At 62.7% G+C, this 21,142-nt stretch carries 16 protein-coding genes; 12 read left to right on the top strand and 4 right to left on the bottom strand.

What is annotated here, in order from left to right; genetic code table 11:
• The first annotated feature begins 357 nt into the window (after nt 1-357).
• Nucleotides 358-2,751 (top strand): methyl-accepting chemotaxis protein, encoded by a 2,394-nt coding sequence (locus ACSC1P_RS11440; RefSeq protein WP_435360314.1) that lies wholly within the window; start codon nt 358-360, stop codon nt 2,749-2,751.
• Nucleotides 2,752-2,811: 60 nt separating this feature from the next.
• On the opposite strand, the gene ACSC1P_RS11435 is transcribed toward ACSC1P_RS11440, so the two are convergent.
• Both ACSC1P_RS11435 and solA read right to left on the bottom strand, forming a co-directional pair.
• Nucleotides 2,812-3,498, bottom strand: a complete 687-nt coding sequence (locus tag ACSC1P_RS11435) for an O-methyltransferase (RefSeq protein WP_435360313.1) — start codon at nt 3,496-3,498, stop codon at nt 2,812-2,814.
• A 61-nt stretch (nt 3,499-3,559) separates the two neighbouring features.
• The gene (gene solA / locus ACSC1P_RS11430) at nt 3,560-4,723 is read right to left on the bottom strand and encodes an N-methyl-L-tryptophan oxidase (RefSeq protein ID WP_435360312.1); all 1,164 of its coding nucleotides are present in this window, start codon (nt 4,721-4,723) and stop codon (nt 3,560-3,562) included.
• 111 nt (nt 4,724-4,834) lie between these two features.
• On the opposite strand from solA, the gene ACSC1P_RS11425 reads away from it, so the two are divergent.
• Entirely contained in the window at nt 4,835-6,094 is a 1,260-nt protein-coding gene (locus ACSC1P_RS11425) for an outer membrane protein assembly factor BamB family protein (RefSeq protein ID WP_435360311.1), read from the top strand.
• A 30-nt stretch (nt 6,095-6,124) separates the two neighbouring features.
• On the opposite strand, the gene ACSC1P_RS11420 is transcribed toward ACSC1P_RS11425, so the two are convergent.
• Nucleotides 6,125-7,078 (bottom strand): mechanosensitive ion channel family protein, encoded by a 954-nt coding sequence (locus ACSC1P_RS11420; protein ID WP_435360310.1) that lies wholly within the window; start codon nt 7,076-7,078, stop codon nt 6,125-6,127.
• A 77-nt stretch (nt 7,079-7,155) separates the two neighbouring features.
• Here ACSC1P_RS11420 and ACSC1P_RS11415 point away from each other — a divergent pair, with 77 nt between their 5' ends.
• The 4 genes from ACSC1P_RS11415 (at nt 7,156) to ACSC1P_RS11400 (ending at nt 10,325) form a co-directional block, all read left to right on the top strand.
• Nucleotides 7,156-7,665, top strand: coding sequence for a dCTP deaminase/dUTPase family protein (locus ACSC1P_RS11415; protein WP_435360309.1), 510 nt, complete (start codon nt 7,156-7,158; stop codon nt 7,663-7,665).
• Nucleotides 7,666-7,798: 133 nt separating this feature from the next.
• Entirely contained in the window at nt 7,799-8,392 is a 594-nt protein-coding gene (locus ACSC1P_RS11410) for a DJ-1/PfpI family protein (protein WP_435360308.1), read from the top strand.
• A 57-nt stretch (nt 8,393-8,449) separates the two neighbouring features.
• A complete protein-coding gene (locus ACSC1P_RS11405; protein WP_435360307.1) occupies nt 8,450-9,778 on the top strand; it encodes a RimK family alpha-L-glutamate ligase in 1,329 nt (442 codons plus the stop codon).
• Between the two features lie 208 nt (nt 9,779-9,986).
• On the top strand, nt 9,987-10,325 hold the full coding sequence (locus tag ACSC1P_RS11400; protein WP_435360306.1) for an Hsp20/alpha crystallin family protein: 339 nt from the start codon (nt 9,987-9,989) through the stop codon (nt 10,323-10,325).
• Between the two features lie 129 nt (nt 10,326-10,454).
• Here ACSC1P_RS11400 and ACSC1P_RS11395 read toward each other — a convergent pair whose 3' ends face one another.
• Nucleotides 10,455-11,261, bottom strand: a complete 807-nt coding sequence (locus tag ACSC1P_RS11395; protein WP_435360305.1) for a BtpA/SgcQ family protein — start codon at nt 11,259-11,261, stop codon at nt 10,455-10,457.
• A 138-nt stretch (nt 11,262-11,399) separates the two neighbouring features.
• Here ACSC1P_RS11395 and ACSC1P_RS11390 point away from each other — a divergent pair, with 138 nt between their 5' ends.
• From ACSC1P_RS11390 to ACSC1P_RS11365, 6 genes are all read left to right on the top strand, one after another.
• Nucleotides 11,400-12,482: an NADH:flavin oxidoreductase/NADH oxidase gene (locus tag ACSC1P_RS11390; protein WP_435360304.1), complete on the top strand. Its 1,083-nt coding sequence runs from the start codon at nt 11,400-11,402 to the stop codon at nt 12,480-12,482.
• Nucleotides 12,483-12,830: 348 nt separating this feature from the next.
• Complete coding sequence (locus tag ACSC1P_RS11385; protein WP_435360303.1) at nt 12,831-14,096, top strand: hypothetical protein; 1,266 nt, start codon at nt 12,831-12,833, stop codon at nt 14,094-14,096.
• 275 nt (nt 14,097-14,371) lie between these two features.
• Nucleotides 14,372-15,364 (top strand): glutathione S-transferase family protein, encoded by a 993-nt coding sequence (locus ACSC1P_RS11380; protein ID WP_435360302.1) that lies wholly within the window; start codon nt 14,372-14,374, stop codon nt 15,362-15,364.
• Between the two features lie 353 nt (nt 15,365-15,717).
• On the top strand, nt 15,718-19,377 hold the full coding sequence (locus ACSC1P_RS11375) for a DUF7289 family protein (RefSeq protein ID WP_435360301.1): 3,660 nt from the start codon (nt 15,718-15,720) through the stop codon (nt 19,375-19,377).
• A gap of 66 nt (nt 19,378-19,443) precedes the next feature.
• On the top strand, nt 19,444-20,319 hold the full coding sequence (locus ACSC1P_RS11370; protein WP_435360300.1) for a geranylgeranylglycerol-phosphate geranylgeranyltransferase: 876 nt from the start codon (nt 19,444-19,446) through the stop codon (nt 20,317-20,319).
• 159 nt (nt 20,320-20,478) lie between these two features.
• Entirely contained in the window at nt 20,479-21,111 is a 633-nt protein-coding gene (locus ACSC1P_RS11365; RefSeq protein ID WP_435360299.1) for an RAD55 family ATPase, read from the top strand.
• Nucleotides 21,112-21,142: the final 31 nt, after the last annotated feature.

Genomic DNA, 21,142 nt, shown 5'->3' with positions numbered 1-21,142 from the left:
GAGCGAAGCGAAGTTCTCGGATTCTGAATGGTGAGCGCCAGCGACCCGTGAGGAGTAGCGACGAAGTCGACCGAAAGAATATCTCTCCGTTTCTGAACGGTGAATCGCCGACAGCAAGAAACATAATTTTCCCGTCATATTCCGATTTTGGGTAAGATCTTTGTACCCAGCGGTTCCACTACTCGATAACGGCCATAAATCTGTTGGCCACTTCTACCCACGAAATATAGCGGGTACAGCGGTCTATTGTGAAACCAGTTGACGCACAATCACGCCACGAGTTCGACGTACAAGTAGGTACACAAACATATAATTTTCCAGAAACTTTTACGGTGCTGCACGGGCAGTCCTCACTCGATGGGCACGCTCGCACAAACACTGCTTCCGGCGCGACTGCGTAGCAGTTACGCCGCGAAGTTCCTCATGGGGTTGCTTCTAGTGACGGTGGTCGCCGGGGCGGTGGGCTTCTACGTGTACGACAACGCGGGGAGCGCACTGGAGGAAGAGACACAGGAAGAACTGACGACGAACGCAGCACTGCAGCAGGGACAACTGGATGGCTGGTTCGACTCGATGAACAGCAAAACCCGCTCACTCGGGGTGACCGTCGCCACCGTGAGCGGTCGGGACGACGCCTACGGGCGGATTCAGGACGAGTTACGGGGGACGGTTCAGCGGAACGAGCACGTCACCGCGGCGTACCTCGTCGACTCCAGTAACGGCGAAATCGAACTCAAACAGGGCGGGCGTCGCGCGATGAAGACACAGACACAGGTGAAAGATCCGGTGCTCGAACGGGTGCAGGCGATGACCGGGGAGAACACACCGACGGTGGCCGTCTCCGATGCGTTCCAACTCGCTGACGACGGGTCGCCGTACGTCATGTTCGTCACCGAAGTGCAGGGCCAGGAGAACCAGGCAATCGTGACGATGGCGGACATGGAGACGCTGGGCGAGAGTCTGCTTCACAGCCCTGAAGGTGGGGAGACCGTCGTCAGCAACGCAGACCGGAAAGTGGTCATGTCCTCCAGCGAGGACGCGAACCTGCTCGGCGTCGACCCGATGGCCATGGAGATGGCAGGCGATGGGTTCGAGGCAGACGCGGAGTCGAAGTCGCAGTCGTTGGCGGTCGGCTACACGACGGCCGAAACCGTCCCGTGGACCGTCTCGGCGCGGGTCCAGACGAGCGAGGCGTACGCGCTCCAACACGCGATTTCGAACCAGATGATGCTGCTCGTCGGTCTGGTGTTCGCCAGTGTGGCCGTCCTCGGACTGACGCTCGGCCGGAACACGGTTCGGTCGGTCGGTACGCTCTCTGAGTCCGCGAAACAGCTGCAGCGAGGGAATCTGGACGCCGACGTTCCGACCGACCGCGCCGACGAAATCGGTGACCTCGGCCGGTCGTTCGACGAAATGCGCGCGTCGCTGAAAGACCGAATCGACGAGGTGGAGTCGGCTCGGTCGGCGGCAGAAGCGGCCCGCCACCAGTCCGAGCAGTTGAGCCAGCACTTAGAGCGGAAGGCGAGCCAGTACGACGCGACGATGACAGCCGTCGCCGACGGCGACCTGACTCGCCGACTCGACCCGGAGAGTCGGTCCTCGGCGATGACCTCGGTCGCACAGTCGTGTAACGAGATGCTCGACGAACTGGAGACGACCGTCGGCGAGACGAAGGTGTTCGCGTCCGAGGTTCGCGAGGCCAGCGAGGCCGCAGCGGTGTCGGCCAGCGAGGTCCGCAGCGCCAGTGAGCAGGTGACCGAATCCGTCCAAGAGATTTCGGTCGGTTCGGACCGCCAGTTCGACAGCCTCCGGTCGACCAATCAGGAGATGGAGAACCTGTCGACCTCTACCGAAGAAATCGCCGCGACGACCAACGACGTGGCAGACGTCGCAGAGCGGACCGCACGGGCGGGCCGCGAAGGTCGTACAGCCGCACAAGCAGCCATCACCGGGATGGAAGAGATCGGTGACGAGTCCGAGAGTGCGGTCGCCGCAATCGAGTCACTCGAATCCGAGATGGCCGAAATCGACGAACTCGTCGAGTTCATCTCCGACGTGGCGAAGGAGACGAACATGCTCGCGCTGAACGCCAACATCGAGGCGTCTCGCGGGAGCGCGGCCGAGGACGGCGACGGGTTCGCAGTCGTCGCCCAGCAGGTCAAAGAACTCGCACAGGAGACGAAGAACGCCGCAGACGACGTGGAGAGTCGTCTCGAACGGATTCGCGACGAGACCGACCGGACTGCCGCGGAGGTTCGGGCGACCAAGGAGAAAGTCGCGAACAACGCCGGGAGCGTCCACGACGCGGCGAGCGCGCTGGACGAAATCGCGGGCAACGCCGACCAGACGAACGACGGCGTGCAGGAGATTTCGGCGGCGACCGAAGAACAGGCAGCATCGACCGAAGAGGTCGTCGCCATGGTCGAAGAGGCGACGAGCATCGCAGCCCAGACCTCTGCAGAGTCGGAGACGGTCGCGGCCGCGGCCGAGGAACAGACGGCGAACCTGACGGATGTGTCCGGGCGCATCGAACACCTCGCACAGCGGGCGAAGGCCCTCGCCGTGAAGGTCGACACGTTCGACGTGGCAGACGGCGCGAAACCGGACGAACCGGCCGCGCCCGCGGGTGTCGCGCTCGTCGATGGAGTCCACGACGACGCGGCCCGAAACGAGTCGAGTGACGAGGGCGCGGCTAGCGAGAGTGCGACGTTCGAGTTCGGGACCGAACCCGAAGCTGACGGCCAGCAGTAACGACTCGCGACCGAACAGCCGATTTTTCTGAGACAGTCGTCCTGACTCCGTTGTCTCGACTCACTCTTTGCGGTAGCTGACCGAGATTCCTTCACCGATGGGGAGGACGACCGTCTCGAAGTCGTCGTCGCTACGAACCGCTTCGAGGTACTCGAAGACGCCACGCGTCGATTCGTTCGCGTCGTCGACCGAAGTCCCATCGTCGGTGACTGATTCACCTTCGACCAGCGCGAGCAACGTCTCGAATTCGATTGGGCCGGCAGTCATCGCGTTGTCGGCGACGACGATGCCGCCGGGTGCGACTTTCTCTTTGACCGCCTCGAACGCGTCCGCGTAGCGGTGTTTCTGGTGGTCGATGAGGACGCAGTCGAACGGGCCGCTGTAGTCGTCGATGGCGTCGAGCGCGTCCCCGTGTTCGTAGTAACAGATGTCGCCGAATCCGCCGCGGGCCATGAACTTCTGCGCTTGGTCGAGTTCGTCCGCGTCGAACTCCGTGAGGACGAGCAGGCCGTCGTCGGGGAGCGCCTGTGCCCACCAGTACGCCGAGTACCCGAAGCCAGAGCCGAACTCGAAGACGCGCTTCGCGTCGACCATGCGCGCGAGCATGCGGAGGAGGCCGCCGACCTCTGGCCCGACGTGTGGAAAGTCGTGTTCCGCGGCGTACTCGTCCATCTCGCGGCCGAGTGCGTTCGGTTCGGCGGCGGTCGCGGCGACGAAGCGGGCGATCTGGTCCGATGGAACGTCCATATCTGGCCTGCTCACGGTGGCCACCTAAGCGTTTGTGGGGTCGGGAGAGGGACGGAATCGCTCAGGCGTCAGTGAGCGCCGGTCGGTCGATGGCGAACCCATCGATAGGCAACTCGGTCTCGCCGTCGGTGGCGAGGTCTGCAAGTGCTTCCCCGATGGCACTGGAGAACTTGAAGCCGTGTCCCGAGAAGCCCGCGGCGACGACCACGTTCGACTGGTTCGGGAGCGTATCCACGACGAAGTCCATGTCTGGTGTGTTCGTGAACATGCACGACGAGAGGCCCATCGTCGGCCCGTCGGCAGCGGGGAAGTGGTCCGACAAAACCCGCCGGAGTTCGCGCTCGTCCTCGCGGGTCGGGTCGGCGAGGTCGTCCGGGTCTGCCTTCTCGTGCAAGTGGTGATAGACGCCGACTTTCACGCCGGGGCGGTCGTATCGCGGGAAGCCGTAGTACTCGGTGCCGTCGTCGGCTTCGGTGACGAAGACTGGGAACGTCTCGGGAGTGAAGTCGCTCGGCTCCGGCGGCTGGAACCAGCCGAGTACCTGTCGCTCCGGAATGGCGTCACCGGCGAGGTCGGGCAAGAGGTTCGCGCTCCACGCGCCCGCCGCGAGGACGAGCGAGTCGGCGGTGTACGTGCCGCGCTCGGTCTCGACCGTGACCCGGCCTTCCTCCGCGTCGCCCGCTGGTTCGTCGACCGACCACGCAGTGACTTTCTCGCGTGCGTGGACCGTCCCGCCGGCAGCCTGTGCGCGCTCGACGTGCGCGATGACTGCTCGTTCGCAGTCGAGGAAGCCACCGTCTGCCTGGTAGAGCGCGTCGTAGCCTTCGGGAATCCCGTAGCCGGGGAAGCGGTCGTTCAGTTCGCTCGCCGTGAGGTCGTCGTACGAGAGGCCGTGTTCTTCGCAGGCGCGCCGGGCGTTCGCGACGAGGTCGCCGTCGGCGGGCGCGGCACAGACCGAGCCAGTGACGTGTAACAGGTCCCGGTCTGTCGCGGCTTCGAGGTCGCGCCAGTTTTCGTAGGCGCGTTCGACCAGCGGGACGTAGTCCGGGTGTTCGTGGTACGCCTTGCGGATGATGCGCGTCGAGCCGTGGGACGAGCCGTTCGTGTGCGGCACGCCGAATCGCTCGATTCCCAGGACATCCACGCCACGCTCGGCGAGATGAGTGCAGGCCGCACTCCCCATGCCGCCGACGCCGACGACGATGACGTCGTACTCATCGGTCATACCGACCACGACGACGGGCACCGATTTACCTGCTGGGGAGGCAATCTGTACCGTGCAATAGAAATTTCATCTTGCCGAAAGCACTTATCCAGATAGTCTGACTCTTTCCGTATGTCTCCAACCCGCCGCCGCCTCCTCGGCGTCCTGGGTGCGAGCGTCCTCGCAGGCTGTACCGATTCTGGGTCACCCGGAACGAACACCAGCCAGCCGCCCACTCACACGACCGTTCCGACGACGGCCGAATCAAAAATGGCCACACACTCCGACATCGACGAGCGCGTGAAGACGAAACCACCGGGTGAACCACCAGTCTCGGCGAGCGGGTCGTGGCCACAACTCGGCTTCGACGCCGGAAACACCGGCTACAGCCCGAATGGGACCGGTCTCCGCGAGGCCGAGGAGACGTGGGTGCTGGACGCGGGAGGGACCGCCGCGATGGCCGACGGGACGCTGTACAACCTCGATATGGTCGGCGACGACACGACCGGTCTCGTGGGCCGTGACCCGTCGACGGCCGAGACACGAACCGAGACGCCACTGGTCCCGTACGGTGTCTCCTCGCCGCCGACGCTCGTCAGTGGGCGGGCGTTCGTGAACACGTTCATCGAGGTGTTCTGCTGTGACGCGGACACTGGCGAAGTCCTCTGGCGCGGTCCCGAGATGGACGGCATCCAGGGCGCGCCTGCCGTCGCCGATGGGCGCGTCTTCGTCAACTCGGGTGGCTTCAAATCCGTCCCAGCACACCTCCGGGGGTTCGACATCGAGACAGGTGAGGAACTGTGGCGATACGACACGGAGAGCGAAACGAAGTCGACCCCGGCCGTCGTCGACGGTGTGGTCTACGTCGCAGCAATCGACGGGCTGCACGCGGTCGACGCCGAGACTGGCGAGCGGGTGTTTCACGTCCCAGAGGCGGGTGAGCGGTGGACGAACCCGGTCGTCGCCGACGGGCGGGTGTACGTCCAACACCACGACGCCGGACTGTCGGTGGTCGATGCGACCGACGGGTCGACGCTGTGGACCGGTCCAGAGACTGGGAGTGAACCCGTCGTGACCTCAGCTTCCGTCTTCGTCGAGAGCGATGACGGACTGCAGATACTCGACCCAGCTGACGGGACCGACCGGCGCGACTCGACGCCGTGGACGCCCTCGCGACCGCTCGCTGTCGTCGGCGACGTGTTGTACGCTGCGAGTGGCGGCACAATCGAGGGAATCGACGCGGTGACCGGTGAAGAACTCTGGTACGTCTCGACGCCAGAGGTGCAGGTCACCGACGTGGTTCGACAGGGTATCTACGGCATCACACCCGTCGATGGGGTGGTGTACGCGAAAGCGGCTGACGGCTTCCACGCCTTCGCGGCCCCGCAGTGAGCACGCTGCCGCGAGACCGCTTCGTCACCGTTACCGGAACCGTCCGACCGGATACGCCACCTTCTCGGGTTCGGCCTGAAACGCCTCGACGATACGCTCGTACAGGACGTTCCGCGTCGCCTGCATCCGCTTCGGGTGAACGAGATACCGGAGTCGGAGGACGACCCACGTCTCTTCCATCTTCACGTTCACCGTCGGTCGGTCATGCACTTCGAGTTCGACCGGCGTCCTGTCGAGCTGTCGCCGATAGGTCTCGATGCGGGCGGCCATCTCGTCGCCGAGGTAGTCGTCCGCCACTGCGCGCATGGTCTCTTTCGCGAAGTCGAGGTCAGTCTCGTAGGACACCTGCACCGCGAGTTCGTTCCAGACGTAGGGGAACTCGTCGCGCGAGTAGTTGAACACCTGTGAGGAGAGCACCATGCTGTTCGGCACGGTGACGACCCGACCAGAGGGCTGGTGCGAGGTCACGAGTTCGCCTTGGACCTCCCACAGCGTCGTGACGAGGAAGTCCACGTCGATGACGTCGCCACGGGCCTCTTCGATGCGGACGCGGTCGCCGACGTGGTAGGGGCGCTTGACCGTGATGTACACCCAGCCGAGTAAGGAAGAGAGGGGCTGTTGCAAGGCGAACGTCACCGCGAAACCGACGATACCGAGCGAGAACAGCACCCCGACCCACTGGCCGGAGACGATACCTGCGATAGCGACGGCGGCAGCGACCAGCAAGGAGAGGCGGAGGACGCTGCGCACGTCGTGTCGGCGACGTTTGTCCCTGACTACCCGGTCGAGCGCGCGACTCGCCAGCAGGTAGACGCCATACGTGCCGCCCGCGACGGACACCGAGAGGAGGCCCTTTACGACCCATAGCTGGTTATCTGAGTCCTGCGTCCAGCCGAGTTCCGTCCAGAGAGGGTCTACGAACCCGACGGCGAGCAGGGCCAACAAGGACGCGACCAGTACGAGGTGCCCCAGGCGACGTTTCACGGCCGGGGAGACGGAACCGGCTGTGAAAACCGTTGTGCCGCGTCGGCTTTTTCTGGGTGGCCCTCCAAGCGCCGCGTATGCGACAGGACATCGTCGAACGTGTGGAGGGGTTCGTTCACCCGGAGACGCAGGTACGAGAGCACGGCATCGACCTGACCGTCAGTGCGATTCACGAGGTCGTCGAACCGGGCAGAATCGACTTCGGCGAGAGTGAACTCGAAGAGGCTGGCTTCGAGCCACACGAGCTGACGAAGCGAAACCCCGACGACGAGTACGGTTGGTGGGAACTGGACGAGGGCCAGTACGTCATGCAGTACAACGAACTCCTCGTCGGCGAGGGCGACGCCCGACTGCTGCTCCAACCGCGGAACAAACTCATGGCACGGGGCACGTCGCACTCGACGGTCACCGTCGGCGGGCACCTCCCGCTGATGCCACTGTCGGTCGGCGGTGCCGGTATTCGTATCAAAGAAAACGCACGAGTGTCGACGCTCGTTCCGGTCCACGCCGGTCCCTCGGCGGTGGCCGAGGACGCGCCGCTCGACGACGGGCCACTCGGCGACGATTCGACCGTCGTAGAGGAGTAGAACAGTCAAATCGCGGTTTCGAGTGTGTCTCGTCGTCGCTGTTTCTGCTGGTAAAACCGTTCCGTTGCGTGTTCGATGGTACCAATAGTTATGCCTCTGCTGGCCGAAGTATCACGCGGGTGTTACCCGACACATGACTGCCAAGCAAATCCTGCTGTTGGCCGGTGACTTCGTGGAGGACTACGAGATTATGGTGCCGTTTCAGGCGCTCCAGGCCGTCGGCCACGAGGTCCACGCGGTCTGTCCCGAGAAGGATGCCGAGGAGACGGTGAAGACAGCCGTCCACGACTTCCGGGGCGACCAGACGTACCTCGAATCGCGCGGGCACGACTTCGCGCTGAACGCGACGTTCGCCGACATCGACCCTGCTGATTACGACGCACTCGTCATCCCCGGCGGCCGAGCGCCGGAATACCTTCGGAACTACGACGAAGTTCTCGACGTCGTCCGGCACTTCTTCGAGGCCGACAAACCCGTCGCCTGTATCTGTCACGGGATGCAGATTCTGGCTGCTGCAGGCGTCGTCGAGGGGTACGGCTGTACCGCCTACCCGGCACTCAAGTACGACGTGGAAGCCGCCGGCGGCGAGTGGCACGACGGCGTGACCACCGACGGGAACCTCGTCACCGCGCAGGCGTGGCCCGACCACCCTGACTGGCTCTCGCAGTTCCTCGACGTACTCGGAACCGAAATCAGCCACAAGGAGCCGATCATCGTCGACGATTGACGGCTCACGTCCCGAAATCGACGGGGGTCTGAAATAGTCGGCCCACGTACCTGTCCTATGGACACCGATACGGCGACTCCGACGGTGGGAGTCCTCAGCCTCCACAGCAGCGCAGAGACGAGGGCTATCTGTAACGCCATCACGGCGCTCGGGGCCCGCGCCGAGTGGCTTCGCGAAGAGAACACCGCGATTCGGATACGCGACGGGGTGCCGGAACTGGTACCCGAGGTCGACGTGGTCGTCAACCGACTGCTCCTCTCGAAGTCGGAAGCACCGTTCGAGGAGCTCTGTCTGGCGAACAGGCTCGCCACGCTCCGCCCGACGCTGAACCACCCCCAGGAGACGCTCACGGCGCTCGATAAGTACGGGACTGCGCTCGCACTGACCGAAGGTGGCGTCCCAGTCCCCGACGCGTTCCTCTCGCTCTCGTACGACGCGTTCAACGAGGCGCTCTCCGACTTCGCCCCAGAGGCCGTCTACAAGACCGCAATCGGGACGAACGGGGCCGGCACGTGGCTGGTCGGGACCGAGGAGAAGAAGACACCGACAGTGGGCCTGAAACAGGCGTTCTTACAGGAGTACGTGGCGGACACGACGGACGAGGCTGGCCGTAACAGAGACCTGCGTGTCTACGTCGTCGGCGACGATGTCGTCGGGGCGATGTTCCGGTACGCACCGCCGGGCGACTGGCGGACGAACGTGGCCCTTGGCGGCGACGTCGAAGACGCGAGCGACGCCCTCACCGACGAGGTCGTGGCGATGGCCCTCGACGCGACAGAACTGACCGGGCTGGACTACGCAGGCGTCGACCTCGTCGAAGGGCCAGACGGCTGGTGTGTCCTCGAAGTGAACCCGACCGCGGGGTTCAAAGGCCTCTACAAAGCGACGGGGCACTCACCTGCGCCGTACATCGCCCAACTTGCTATCGAACGCGCAGGTGGACGCGTCGACGAGGAGCGAGTCCGCGAACTCGCCGCGTCGCTCGACGACTCCACGCCGGACTGTGCGCCGAGTTCGGCCGACGACGACGGTACGCAGGCGTCGGTCGGCTACATCGAAGAGGTCACCGTCATCGGGACGAGCGGTGCCGAGACGGTGTACGCGAAGTCAGACACGGGTGCCGGTCGCACCAGCATCGACACGAAACTCGCCGCCAGCATCGGGGCTGGCCCGGTCAGAGATAGTATCCGCGTGCGCTCGGGGAGCGTCAAACGCGGTCGCGTTCGCCCGATGGTCGACGTAGTCGTCGACCTCGGCGGCGAGCGCCACACCGTGCAGGCCAGCGTGGAAGACCGCAGTCACATGGAACACCCCGTACTGCTCGGCCGTGACGTGCTCCAGTACTACCACGTCGACATCAACCGGCGCGCCGACGGCGGCACGTAACCGCGACTAGCTGGCGGGTGATGCCAGCACGTAACCGGCATCTGAGAGGTCGCGCCTTTCTCTCACGACGGGAAACTTCGGTACGCAACGGAGAGGGGGTTACCGGGTAGTATCGAGGTGATGCGCTGATGTTTTCGTGACTCTGAAGCGTGAAAGCTATACCGTGGTACAGCGTACCATATGTATGGATACCGGCGGGAGGGACGATATGGGTCCCTTCTTCGACGAGTTCGAGCGACTCTTCGGTAACGCACTGGAGGGTCACTTCGGGGGGAGCAACTGGTTATCGGACCGCATCCTCTGGAGTGTCTATCAGGAGGAGAACGACGTATACGTAGTCGCCGACGTCCCCGGTGGGGTGGACCGCGACGACATTGCGATTCGCTGCACAGGACGAACCGCATCGCTGCGTGTCTCGCACCCGTACGCTGGTGAGTGGTCTGTCTCGCTGCCGGCCACGGTCGAGACCGACCCGAGCAGCATGCGATACACGAACGGCATCCTCGAACTGGTGTTCGAGAAGGCGCCAATCGTCCCAGTCGAATGAGTACACGCGACCGATTTTTTGCCCACCCGTCCCGCTAGATGAACCGCCGGTTCCGACCCAGTTCTCGACTCATCCCCGTCTCGACTCTGCCCGACTGTCACCCAGTCGCTCGTTCGTGAGTCCGCTTCGCTACCGTCTCGCTGCACGTACGAGGTCACTGACCCGTGCTTCGTCGACCGGGTTCGTCGTCTCGCCGTCGGTTTTGAGCGCCGTCCCGACCACGACACCGTCGGCGAGTTCCAGCGTCTGTCCGACGCTCTGTCTGGTGACGCCGCTACCGACGAACAGTGGGGTTTCGGGGAACCGCTCGTCGAGGAGATCGCGGGCGGATTCGAGCACGTCGTGTGACGTGGGCGAACCGGTCCCGCTACCGGAGACGACGACACCGTCGACGAGGCCGCGTTCGCACGCGTCCGCCAGTTCTTCGCGCATCGGGCGGTCGCCAAGCGGCGTCGCGTGTTTCACCGCGATGTCGGCGAGGACCGCGATGTCCGCGTCGAGTCGTTCGCGCAGACGCATCGTCTCGTGAGCCTGTCCCTGCAACAATCCCTGGTCGGTGACCGTCGCGCCGGTGTGGACGTTCACGCGCACGAAGCGTGCGCCGACCGCCGCCGCGATGGAGAGCGCGGCCTCGGCGTCGTTTCGCAGCACGTTCACGCCGACTGGCACGTCGACCGCGTCGATCAGTTCGGTACAGAGGCTGGCCATCTCCGCGACGGTGTGCTTCGGCACGTCGTCCGGGTAGAACGGCGCGTCGCCGAAGTTCTCGACCATGATGGCGTCGACGCCGCCCGCTTCGAGCGCGCGGGCGTCGGTCAACATCGACTCGCGGACAGACGCGCGGTCGCCGTCGAAACGTGGTGCGCCCGGCAGCGGCAGGAGGTGGACCATCCCGACGACCGGGCGGTCGGTGCCGAAGGTGTCCTGTAAGTTCATACGGGGGCGTTCCGTGGCCACCGCGATAAGCCCGGTCTTTCCCGGTCGGCAGCCACCGCCGCCACCCGCACCGTTTCCCTTCCGGCAATCCCCCCGGCCTCCGGAGTCGCTTTTTCCCATGCTGCCCAACCCCCGCCGATGAGTGACCTGTTCGCGCCGCTTTCGGTCCGCGAGACGACGATTCCGAACCGAGTGATGGTCTCCCCGATGTGCCAGTACTCCTGCGCCGGCGACGGGCTGGCGACGGACTGGCACCAGCAACACCTCGGCAGTCGTGCCGTCGGCGGTGCCGGCCTCGTGATGACCGAGGCGACCGCCGTCACACCAGAAGGGCGCATCTCACCCGACGACCTCGGTATCTGGAGCCAACACCACGCCGATGCACTCGCACCCATTACGAACTTCATCCGGTCACAAGGGTCCGTGCCGGCCATTCAACTCGCCCACGCCGGCCACAAGGGCTCGAAGGCACCGCCGTGGGACGGTTCTGAACCGGTCGACCCCGACGAGGGCGGCTGGGTCGCACCCTCACCATCGGCGGAGGCGTACCCCTACGACGACGGGAAGGCCGTCGAGACGTTGGAGACCGAGGCTGTCGAGCAACTCGTCGGGGACTTTCGAACCGCGGCCGAACTGTCGCTCGACGCCGGATTCGAGATTGCGGAAGTGCACGCTGCCCACGGCTACCTGCTGCACGAATTCCTGTCGCCGGTGACGAACCAGCGGGACGACCGCTACGGCGGCGACTTCGAGAGCCGGACCCGTGTCGTCAGAGCGGTCGTCGACGCCGTCCGCGAGGTGTGGCCCGACGAGAAACCCGTGTTCGTCCGTGTCTCTGCGACCGACTGGCTCCCTGACCGAGAGTCGTGGGACATCGAACAGACGGCCCGCCTCGCGCAGGACCTCGAAGACCGCGGTGTCGACCTCGTCGACGTGTCCGCTGGCGGCCTGCACCCGAACCAGCAACTGCCCGACACTGGCCCGAACTATCAGGTGCCCTTCGCCGAGCGACTCGTCGAAGAACTCGACGTACTCGTGGGTGCAGTCGGCGGCATCACGACGGGCGAACAGGCCGACGCCCTGATTCGCAACGGCCGGGCCGACCTCGCCATCGTCGGCCGCGAACACCTCCGTGACCCCTACTTCACGCTCCACGCCGCCGAAGAACTCGGCCGCGAAGACGCCGTGGAGTGGCCGGTGCAGTATCGGCGCGCGGTGTGAACACGGACCAGAAACGCGAAAGGTCCCGATTTTCGGACGCGAGGTGAGCCGTCGCAACCGCTCTGGCGCGCGAGGTCCCCGTGAGCGTGCGAACGGGGGCAAGTGAGAGCGTTCTCTCACGAGGGACGACGAGGGCGGCGAACGAAGTGAGCCGAGTGAGGAGTCGGATGGAGAGGTAGTGGCTGCGGTCGTGTTTCATCGGCGTTAGTGACCTTGTCCACGAGCAATCCGGCAGCGACGACAGTTCGAACGAAACCAACCGACGACACAGCAGCCACGAGAAATCCACACAGTACTGGCGAGCGAATCAGGAAAAGTACAAGCCGCTAACGGGCCTACGGCCGGTGAATGACGCCCCCGGCCCTGCGCGAGTACGTCGACCACGCCGAGGCTGTCCTCGCCGAAACGGACAGCCTCGGCCTGCGGAACACCCAGTTGCGACTGGTCGAGCCACTGCTCTCCGCGCTCGGCTGGGACGTGCGCGAGACAGGTGTCGAAGCCGAGTACGCCCTCCCGAGCGGCCACACCGTCGACTACGCACTCTGCTGTGCCGGCGTCCCCGGCGTGTTCGTCGCGGCGGTCGCGGCCGACGACTCGCTCACGGCCGCAGACGGCGAGGCACTCACGGCCGCGATGCGCGACGCCACCGTCGACCACGGACTGCTCACCAACGGTCGCCGATTCGCGTTCGTCGCGCTCCGGGACGACGACGAAGACGGCTTCACCGCGCCGCTTTCGGACCTCCCGGCGAACGAATCGACCCTCGAACAGTACACTCGTGCTGCGACCGCGGCGCGCCTCGAATCGCGCGACGACGTGGTCCGAAAACGGGCCGCCGACGCCATCGACGCCGAGCGAGACGCCCTCGAAACAGCGATTCTGGACACCGTACTCGCCGTGACCGGCGGCGACGCGCGTGACGTACTCGCCGACGAGACAGCGACGTTCGTCGACGACCTCGTGTCGACGCTCGGTGACGAGGCTGTCGCAGGCAGCGCGGCCACCGCAGACACGAATGCGACTGCTGGCAGCCGAGAATTCGGAGAACACGACGACGAATCACCGGCAGTCGATAACCACGAACACCAGCGCGACGAGCCAGACGAGACAGTGCCAACGACGACGGCGAACGATGCAGACAGTACTGCCTCGGGGGCTGTCGACGACTCGATGGCTGCAGACGACTCTACGACTACTAGCGACTCCACGACTACTGCCGACGACCCCACGATTGCCGACGACGTGCAATCGGTCTCGGCTACCGCGGCCGACGACGACGGCGAGTTCGTCGTGCGGTTCTTCGACGACCGCAGTTCCATCGGCGCGGTCGGAAGCAGTACCGAACAGGGCACGATGGGACAGGCAGTCGACTACCTCGTAGAGAATCACCACCTCGCCGCCGGCCTCTCGCTACCGTACGACCCCGAGGACGATGGATACGCCGTGTTACACCGTGAACCAGTGCACCCGAACGGTGAACCGATGCGACCGGCGGTCCAACTCGCGACAGGGCCGTACCTCTGGACGGGCGGGGACCGATCCGAACGAAAGACTCGACTGGAGACCATCGCGTCGCGCGCAGGGCTCCGCGTGATGTTTCAGGGTGACTGGTAGGACGACAATCTGCCTGCGCGTCCCGGCGATATCCGCAGTACGCGTGTCGCCTGTCTCAAAGCGCGATAAACAACAGTCCGACGAGTGGGACCACCAGCATCGTGACCGCGACGAGGGTTCGAACGAATTGGTTCATACATGGAATCATATCATCACAGCGGGTAAATATTTCTTTTCTGTATTGGGAATTAATAATTTGTGCGCGTGGAATCGAGATACCGGAAGACTACCAGGGGCGACCGAGTGATTATGCGAAGCCACGGCTTAGCGAGCGTATGCACATGCTCGTCGACGGCGAGTGGCGCACAGACGCATACGAGAGCACGAACGACGAAGGCGAGTTCGACCGACAGGAGACGAGCTTTCGCGACTGGATTCGCACCGACGACGACGCTCGGTTCCAGCCCGAAGCTGGACGCTACCACCTGTACGTCTCACGCGCGTGTCCGTGGGCGCACCGCGCGATGGCCGTTCGGCGACTGCTCGGCCTCGAAGACGTCGTGTCGATGGACATCGTCGACCCGTACCGTGCCGAAGACGGCTGGCAGTTCACGCCGTCGAAAGACGACTGTACACCCGATACGGTCACCGGCGCGGACTACCTCCGCGAGGTGTACACGGCCGTCGACGACTCGTTCACCGGCCGGGTGACAGTTCCAGTCCTCTGGGACCGGAAACACGAGACCGTCGTCAACAACGAATCCGAGGAGATCGTGAAGATGTTCGCCGACGCGATGGCCGACCTCGGGACCACTGGTGCGGACCTCTACCCCGAGGACCTGCGGGAGGAGGTCGACGAGGCCATCGAAACAATCTACGACCCAATCAACAACGGCGTGTACCGCGCGGGGTTCGCCAGTGCGCAAGCGGCTCACGAAACGGCCGTCTCGGACCTCTTCGACGCGCTCGACCACTGGGAGAGCGTCCTCGACGGCCAGCGATATCTCGTCGGCGAGCGACTCACACTGGCCGACGTCTGCCTGTTCACCACGCTCGTCAGATTCGACGAGGTGTATCACACCCACTTCAAGTGCAACGCCAACCACGTCACCGACTATCCGAACCTCTGGGGCCACACCCGCGAGTTGTATCAACTGCCGGGCATCGCCGAGACGGTCAACATGGACCACATCAAAGAACACTACTACACGACCCACGGCGACGTGAATCCCTCGGGCTTGATTCCGGTCGGTCCTGACCCCGACTTCGACGCCCCCCACGACCGGGACGAACTGCCAGGAACACCCCCGTCAGGGCTGGCCGACTGACCCCTCTCTCGGTCGTCGTCGAACCGGGTTCTGTTCTGGGTGCGCGCGACGGAACGAAGACCGTTTTTGGCCCCAGAGTTAGTTCATTACCGTTTTCGATACGGAAAATTTAGAAAACATTGTTTATTGCTAATAAATAATCTCTACAAATATATGTTCTTTTTGGGGAATTAATTAGTTCTCTTCCATTTATACCTTCTGGCCGGCATATCGCCTAATACCGCCACGTTGTGCTTTTTCTCGCGAATTACTGGTGAAAATATGCGCCGCGCGACCGCTATATTATGCCCAACATACCCAGTAGCTTTAAGCCAACGCGAGGGGAGAAACAGTTCAATCATCAAGGTCCTATAATGACTTCGACGACACCAACTGGTATCCGCGACCAGCGAGGGGCCTCTGCCATCGTAGGACTGGTCCTCCTATTCGGACTCGTGATGGTAGCAGCCGGACTAATATTCGTGACGAGTATGTCCGCGACCGACTCGGTGGAGCGTGAGAGCCAGATACGAAACGCAGAACTGTCGCTCGAAGAGGCAGGAGCGAAGCTGAAGACCCTGTCGTTCCAGCACGACGACTCGGTCACTTCGTTCGACCTAAGTGGCAAAGACAGTGACGACGTACAGATACGACAGGACGGGCAGTTGCACTTCGAAATCAATGGGTATTCGAAGTGCCGGGCGACGATGAATCTCGGTTCTATCGTCTACGAGAACGACGAGGGCGCCACCGTCGCCTACCAGGCTGGTGGTGTCTGGAAACAGACGGGCGACGGCTCGGTGATGGTTTCTTCTCCGGACCTCAATTACCGAGTCTCGAACGTCCAGAACCGAACGATTCGCACGCTCGACTTCCCCGTCGTCGACGTCACTGGACAGATAGACAACGACGGTGAAGTTACGGCACGCAAGACGGTGAACAGCACCGAGCGAAAAGCGTTCCAACAGTCCCTCTGTCTTCCTGTCTCCGAGAACGCTACCGTCGACCGCGTTCGAACGATCACCATCACGCTGGAGAACAGCACGTATTTCGAGGCGTGGGACCGGTACATGAGTGAGGAGTTCGGCGACGCAGTCGTCAACCGCGAGTACTACACGGGGAACGGAACTGTCTCCTACACCGTCCCGCTCGGGCAGTCTATCTACCCCGGTGAGTTCGTCGTGGAAGATGCAGAGGTGAGAGCGGGTCTCTGGGGCACTGGTACCACCAAAATCACGTTTAAGAGCACGGGTGCTGGTACGAACACGCTCGTCGACAGCTACAACTCTTCGGTCAACCCGTACTTCGACGCTAGCGGTTCCGAGGCGATGGTCGTCAACAACGGGCCAATCACAGTTCAGACGCACTCCACCATCAAAGGGGACATCGCGGCGGACGGTGACGTCAAGGTCCTTTCGAACTCAGTCGTGGACGGCAACATCTCCTACAACGGAACGAACACGTCGTCGGGGAGTGCCACCGTCTCGGGGAAGTGGTACAACGGCTTCGAGTACGACGGCAATGCGCTTCCCCCCATCGACGACGAAATCCAGTTCACCATCGATTCATCCTATCTAGAGAACCACAACAACAATACGCCCGTATTCAACGGGAGTACGACAGACGGTGTTCGTCAGAGTGGCACCGTCGAGACGGGCGTCTACTACGTCAACGGTTTCGATGTGAATAGTGGCGAATCGGTCACCTTCGACACGAGCTCCGGCGATGTCGTTGTCGCAGTCAACGGGTCGGTCGACGTACAGGGTGACGTGACCGTCGTTGGTGACGGACAGGTCAGGGTTTTCGTTGACGACGAGATGACTGTCGGCGGCAACGTCGAGGCTCATGACGCCAGCAATACGCAGACCACCGAATCGAACAAGTTCTGGATGTACGGACGCGATAGCGCAGACGTGACCTTCCAGACCGGGTCGCGATACACCGGCGTTGTGTACGCACCGGGGCCGACCGGCACGGTATCACTCGAAGCTGGAAACGGCAATCCCGCCCCGCATTCGGAAGTATTCGGTGCGATTGTCGGCGGGGAAACGACCGTTGACGCGGGCGCACAACTCCACTTCGACGAGTCAATTCGGACGGAACCGCTCGACTCTGACGGCGACGGAATTCCCGATTCGGCCGACCCGAATAACTCGGTTGCCGACACCGACGTCGACGGCGTCCCGAACTACTACGACGATTGTCCAGACGGTGCGAAGACTGACAACGGTGAGAACGGCTGTAAAGGCGTCGACGAAGACGAGTCACGCAACGGCATCGTCGTCAACCAGTCGAAGGTCCGTATCAACGTCGCTGGGTCTGTGGTTTCAGATGTCAAGACAGTCAGGAAGGAAGTCGGTGAGCGTAGGCCGCTAGATGTTGTATTCGTGATGGACGACTCTGGTTCCCTCAGTAACTCCTCGGGTGAGACCATAGATAGTCCCGGCGAGTGGACTGAAGTTCCCTTCTTCGGAGGTGGACATACGGAAATTCCTGCGGGAGAAGTCTGGCAAATCGATTATCACGACGGTGGTAAGAAAACGCTTACTGGGCCAGATTCAGTGTATCTCGATAGTGGTGGATTCTTCTGGAACGGTGACGAGTACCGGAAATTAAAACTTGTCGTCCCCGACCAGGAACTTTGGGAGGTACATCACAATAACGGAGATGTGAAAACGGTCACTGAAGGCGAAGTCGTGAACACGAATAACGTCGACGAGATTGATGTAACCCGGATAGGGAATGACCCGAACGAGCAACGGGTCGATGCTATGCGCACGTTCATAGAACTCTTGAACAAATCAAATGGAGATAAAGTGGGGGTCGTGGAATTTTACGGTGACGACGCAAATGTCCAGCACGAACTTGACGACGACGGGGCCGACTTTGGAGGCGCAAAGGATTCACTCAGAGCCGAGGGATACGGTGGAACTCCACTCGAAAAAGCAGTCAGACAGGGAGCTTTCGAGGCCAAACTCGGTGACAACGACAAGAAAGTGGTGGTGCTGCTTACGGACGGTGTCCCATCGTATCCTACAACCTCGAGTGATGTCGTTGAGGCGGCAAAAGATGCTGCCGAAGATGATGTCATCATCTATCCGGTCGGTCTCGGTGGCGGTACTAACGAAACCCTGCTCAAGAAGATTGCGAACGTTTCGGACGGAAATTATACCGAGGTCGACGACGCTGAGGGCCTCGAAGAAGAGTTCGCAAAAATAGCAGGCAATATCAAAGAGGAGAAAATTAACGTCGTCGAACACAAGAACACCAGCGTCTCGGTCAACTTCGGTGGTGAATCGGTCGTGCTCGACAATGTGAGCGTCGGAACCGACGGGAGCGATGTCGTCGAGTCGACCAACATCGACGAGATCGACGTCGGCGACTTGCTCTCAATTAGTGCGATGTCGTACTCCTGCGAAAACGTCACTCAGTCGTGGTACAATCAGACCCGCGACGATGAGACCTACGGCCACGTCACCTGTGATGGTACCAATGGGACCCACCAGACGATGGACCACAGTTCCGACACCTATCACGAGACGTTCGTCGCTGGTGAAGACGTCCCGCCGAGTTCTGAGTTCACTACTGGATGGTACAAGAACACGAACACGCCACTGCGGGACGTCATGAACGACTACGACCCGTCGCTCATGGCCGACACTGACGGGGACGGCGACATGGAGTTCGCCCTCGACCAGAACGACGCCATCATCGTCGTTCGGTTGAACCACGACAGCGAGGATACGGACTTCGTGGTGTTGCACCTCGACGCCTACAACACGACGCGGACGTATCCGCCTGTCAGCACGGATGACGATGATGACGAGGACTCGAACGAGCGTTCCGACACCGAGGAGAACTCCTACGTCGTCGGTATCGACAAGGAGACCATCGAGGTCGGGAACAACGATTCGAGTCGCATCGTCTACTCGGGATCGATCAGTGAGCCGAGCCCGGCGATGCAGTCGGTGTCCGCGGCTAGTTCGATAGACCAGTTCGCACCGGCGCTGGCACGTGCCCGGCCGGTCGCCTGAGACGACCCCAACCGAACGGACGCACCAATCACGCCTTTTTTGCTACGTCACCGGAGACAGATGGGTATGCAGGCGCGAACACAGCTACGGGGACTGGTGGAACTCACGCGCCCGGGGAACGCCGTCATGGCGGGGGTGCTCACGTTTATCGGGGCGTTCGTCGCCATCGGCGTCGAAGCGTTCGAGGTGTCTGGGGCGTGGGACGCGCCGGTCGTGCAGACTGCGGCCGCGGTCGCCGCGACCGTGTTCGCCACGGCTGCGGGGATGGCCATCAACGACTACTTCGACGCGGACGTCGACCGCATCAACGCGCCAGACCGGCCGATTCCACGCGGGGCAGTGAGCGAGCGTGGGGCGCTCGTGTTCAGTATCGCGTTGTTCCTCGGTGCGGTCGGCTCGACGCTCTTGCTTCCGCCGCTGGCCATCGCCATCGCGACGGTGAACCTACTCGCACTCGCGGTCTACACCCAGTGGTTCAAGGGGACGCCCGGGTTCGGAAACCTCGTCGTCGGCTACCTGACTGGGAGTACGTTCCTCTTCGGTGGGGCGGCGGTCGGCGCGCCCGAACCGGCAGCCGTCCTGTTCGGCCTCGCGGCGCTCTCGACGGTGAGTCGTGAGATAATCAAGGACGTCGAGGACATCGCGGGTGACCGCGAAGAGGGGCTGACGACGCTGCCGGTCGTCGTCGGGGCACGCACGGCGACGCTCATCGCCGTCGGCGCACTGGTGCTCGCCGTCCTCGCCAGTCCGCTCCCGTACGTGCGCGAGACGTTCGGGGCGGCGTATCTGGTCGTCGTCGTGCCAGCAGACCTCGTGATGCTGTACGCGGCCTACGAGGGGTTCGACGACCCGTCGGCGAGTCAGCGACACCTCAAAGTCGGGACGTACCTCGCTGCAGCGGCGTTCATCCTCGGTCGTGCGGCGGTCATCCCGATGGGATAGCGAACGGCCATAACCGCCCGCAGGCGGCTTATTTGACGGATGTTTGAGGAGAGTAATCAAAAGTAATATAAGTCGGATACTGTATTCTCATACCATACGACGGAATGGGTAGCGACAACAATCGACTTCGACGCTGTCTTTCGCTGACGAGGATACGCCATGTATGACCTGGCCGATGTCATCCCCGACGCGGAGCTACCGACGGGGACGAACTTACTGATAGCTGGACCGCCACTCACGGGGAAGCGCCGAATCGCACTCGACATCCTCGCGAGCGGGTCGAAGCAAGACGAAGGGGCCATCGTCGTGACGACCAAAGACAGCGCCGAGAAGGTGTTGAGCGAGTACACGAGTCGCGTCTCCGATATCGACGCTGTCGACCTCGGCATCGTCGACTGCGTGACCAAACAGCGCGGCGTGAACAACGTCAGAGACGACTCCCGTGTCAAGTACGCCTCGTCGCCGGTCGACATGACCGGTATCGGTATAAAGCTCTCCGAGTTCATGGAGGAGTTCTACGAGGTCCGTGGCCACCGCCGCAATCGTGTCCTCCTGCACTCGGTGTCGACGTTGTTGATGTACTCCGACCTCCAGACCGTCTTCCGCTTCCTCCACGTCTTCACCGGTCGCGTCCAGTCCGCCGACGCCCTCGGCGTCTACATCATCGACTCGACCGCCCACGACGACCAGACGATGAACACGCTCAAACAGTTGTTCGACGCCGTCATCGAGGTCGAAGAGGTCGACGAGGGTGAGCCGAAACTGCACACGGCAGGCATCTCGTCTCGCTGAGTCCGTTCTGTAGCGACTCGAATTTTCTCAC

The sequence above is a fragment of the Haloarchaeobius caseinilyticus genome, from assembly GCF_051207395.1.
Taxonomy (GTDB): domain Archaea; phylum Halobacteriota; class Halobacteria; order Halobacteriales; family Natrialbaceae; genus Haloarchaeobius.
The sequence above is the reverse complement of the archived record's forward strand: the minus strand, read 5'-3'. Positions and strand labels throughout refer to the sequence as shown.

Bases quoted from the DNA above. Each gene is read 5' to 3' on its own strand.
- ACSC1P_RS11375 (WP_435360301.1), top strand. From the start codon at position 15,718: ATGACTTCGACGACACCAACTGGTATCCGCGACCAGCGAGGGGCCTCT.
- ACSC1P_RS11390 (WP_435360304.1), top strand. From the start codon at position 11,400: ATGAGTGACCTGTTCGCGCCGCTTTCGGTCCGCGAGACGACGATTCCG.
- ACSC1P_RS11405 (WP_435360307.1), top strand. From the start codon at position 8,450: ATGGACACCGATACGGCGACTCCGACGGTGGGAGTCCTCAGCCTCCAC.
- ACSC1P_RS11380 (WP_435360302.1), top strand. From the start codon at position 14,372: ATGCACATGCTCGTCGACGGCGAGTGGCGCACAGACGCATACGAGAGC.
- ACSC1P_RS11440 (WP_435360314.1), top strand. From the start codon at position 358: ATGGGCACGCTCGCACAAACACTGCTTCCGGCGCGACTGCGTAGCAGT.
- ACSC1P_RS11435 (WP_435360313.1), bottom strand. From the start codon at position 3,498: ATGGACGTTCCATCGGACCAGATCGCCCGCTTCGTCGCCGCGACCGCC.
- ACSC1P_RS11410 (WP_435360308.1), top strand. From the start codon at position 7,799: ATGACTGCCAAGCAAATCCTGCTGTTGGCCGGTGACTTCGTGGAGGAC.
- solA (WP_435360312.1), bottom strand. From the start codon at position 4,723: ATGACCGATGAGTACGACGTCATCGTCGTCGGCGTCGGCGGCATGGGG.
- ACSC1P_RS11365 (WP_435360299.1), top strand. From the start codon at position 20,479: ATGTATGACCTGGCCGATGTCATCCCCGACGCGGAGCTACCGACGGGG.
- ACSC1P_RS11385 (WP_435360303.1), top strand. From the start codon at position 12,831: ATGACGCCCCCGGCCCTGCGCGAGTACGTCGACCACGCCGAGGCTGTC.
- ACSC1P_RS11395 (WP_435360305.1), bottom strand. From the start codon at position 11,261: ATGAACTTACAGGACACCTTCGGCACCGACCGCCCGGTCGTCGGGATG.
- ACSC1P_RS11425 (WP_435360311.1), top strand. From the start codon at position 4,835: ATGTCTCCAACCCGCCGCCGCCTCCTCGGCGTCCTGGGTGCGAGCGTC.
- ACSC1P_RS11370 (WP_435360300.1), top strand. From the start codon at position 19,444: ATGCAGGCGCGAACACAGCTACGGGGACTGGTGGAACTCACGCGCCCG.
- ACSC1P_RS11400 (WP_435360306.1), top strand. From the start codon at position 9,987: ATGGGTCCCTTCTTCGACGAGTTCGAGCGACTCTTCGGTAACGCACTG.
- ACSC1P_RS11415 (WP_435360309.1), top strand. From the start codon at position 7,156: ATGCGACAGGACATCGTCGAACGTGTGGAGGGGTTCGTTCACCCGGAG.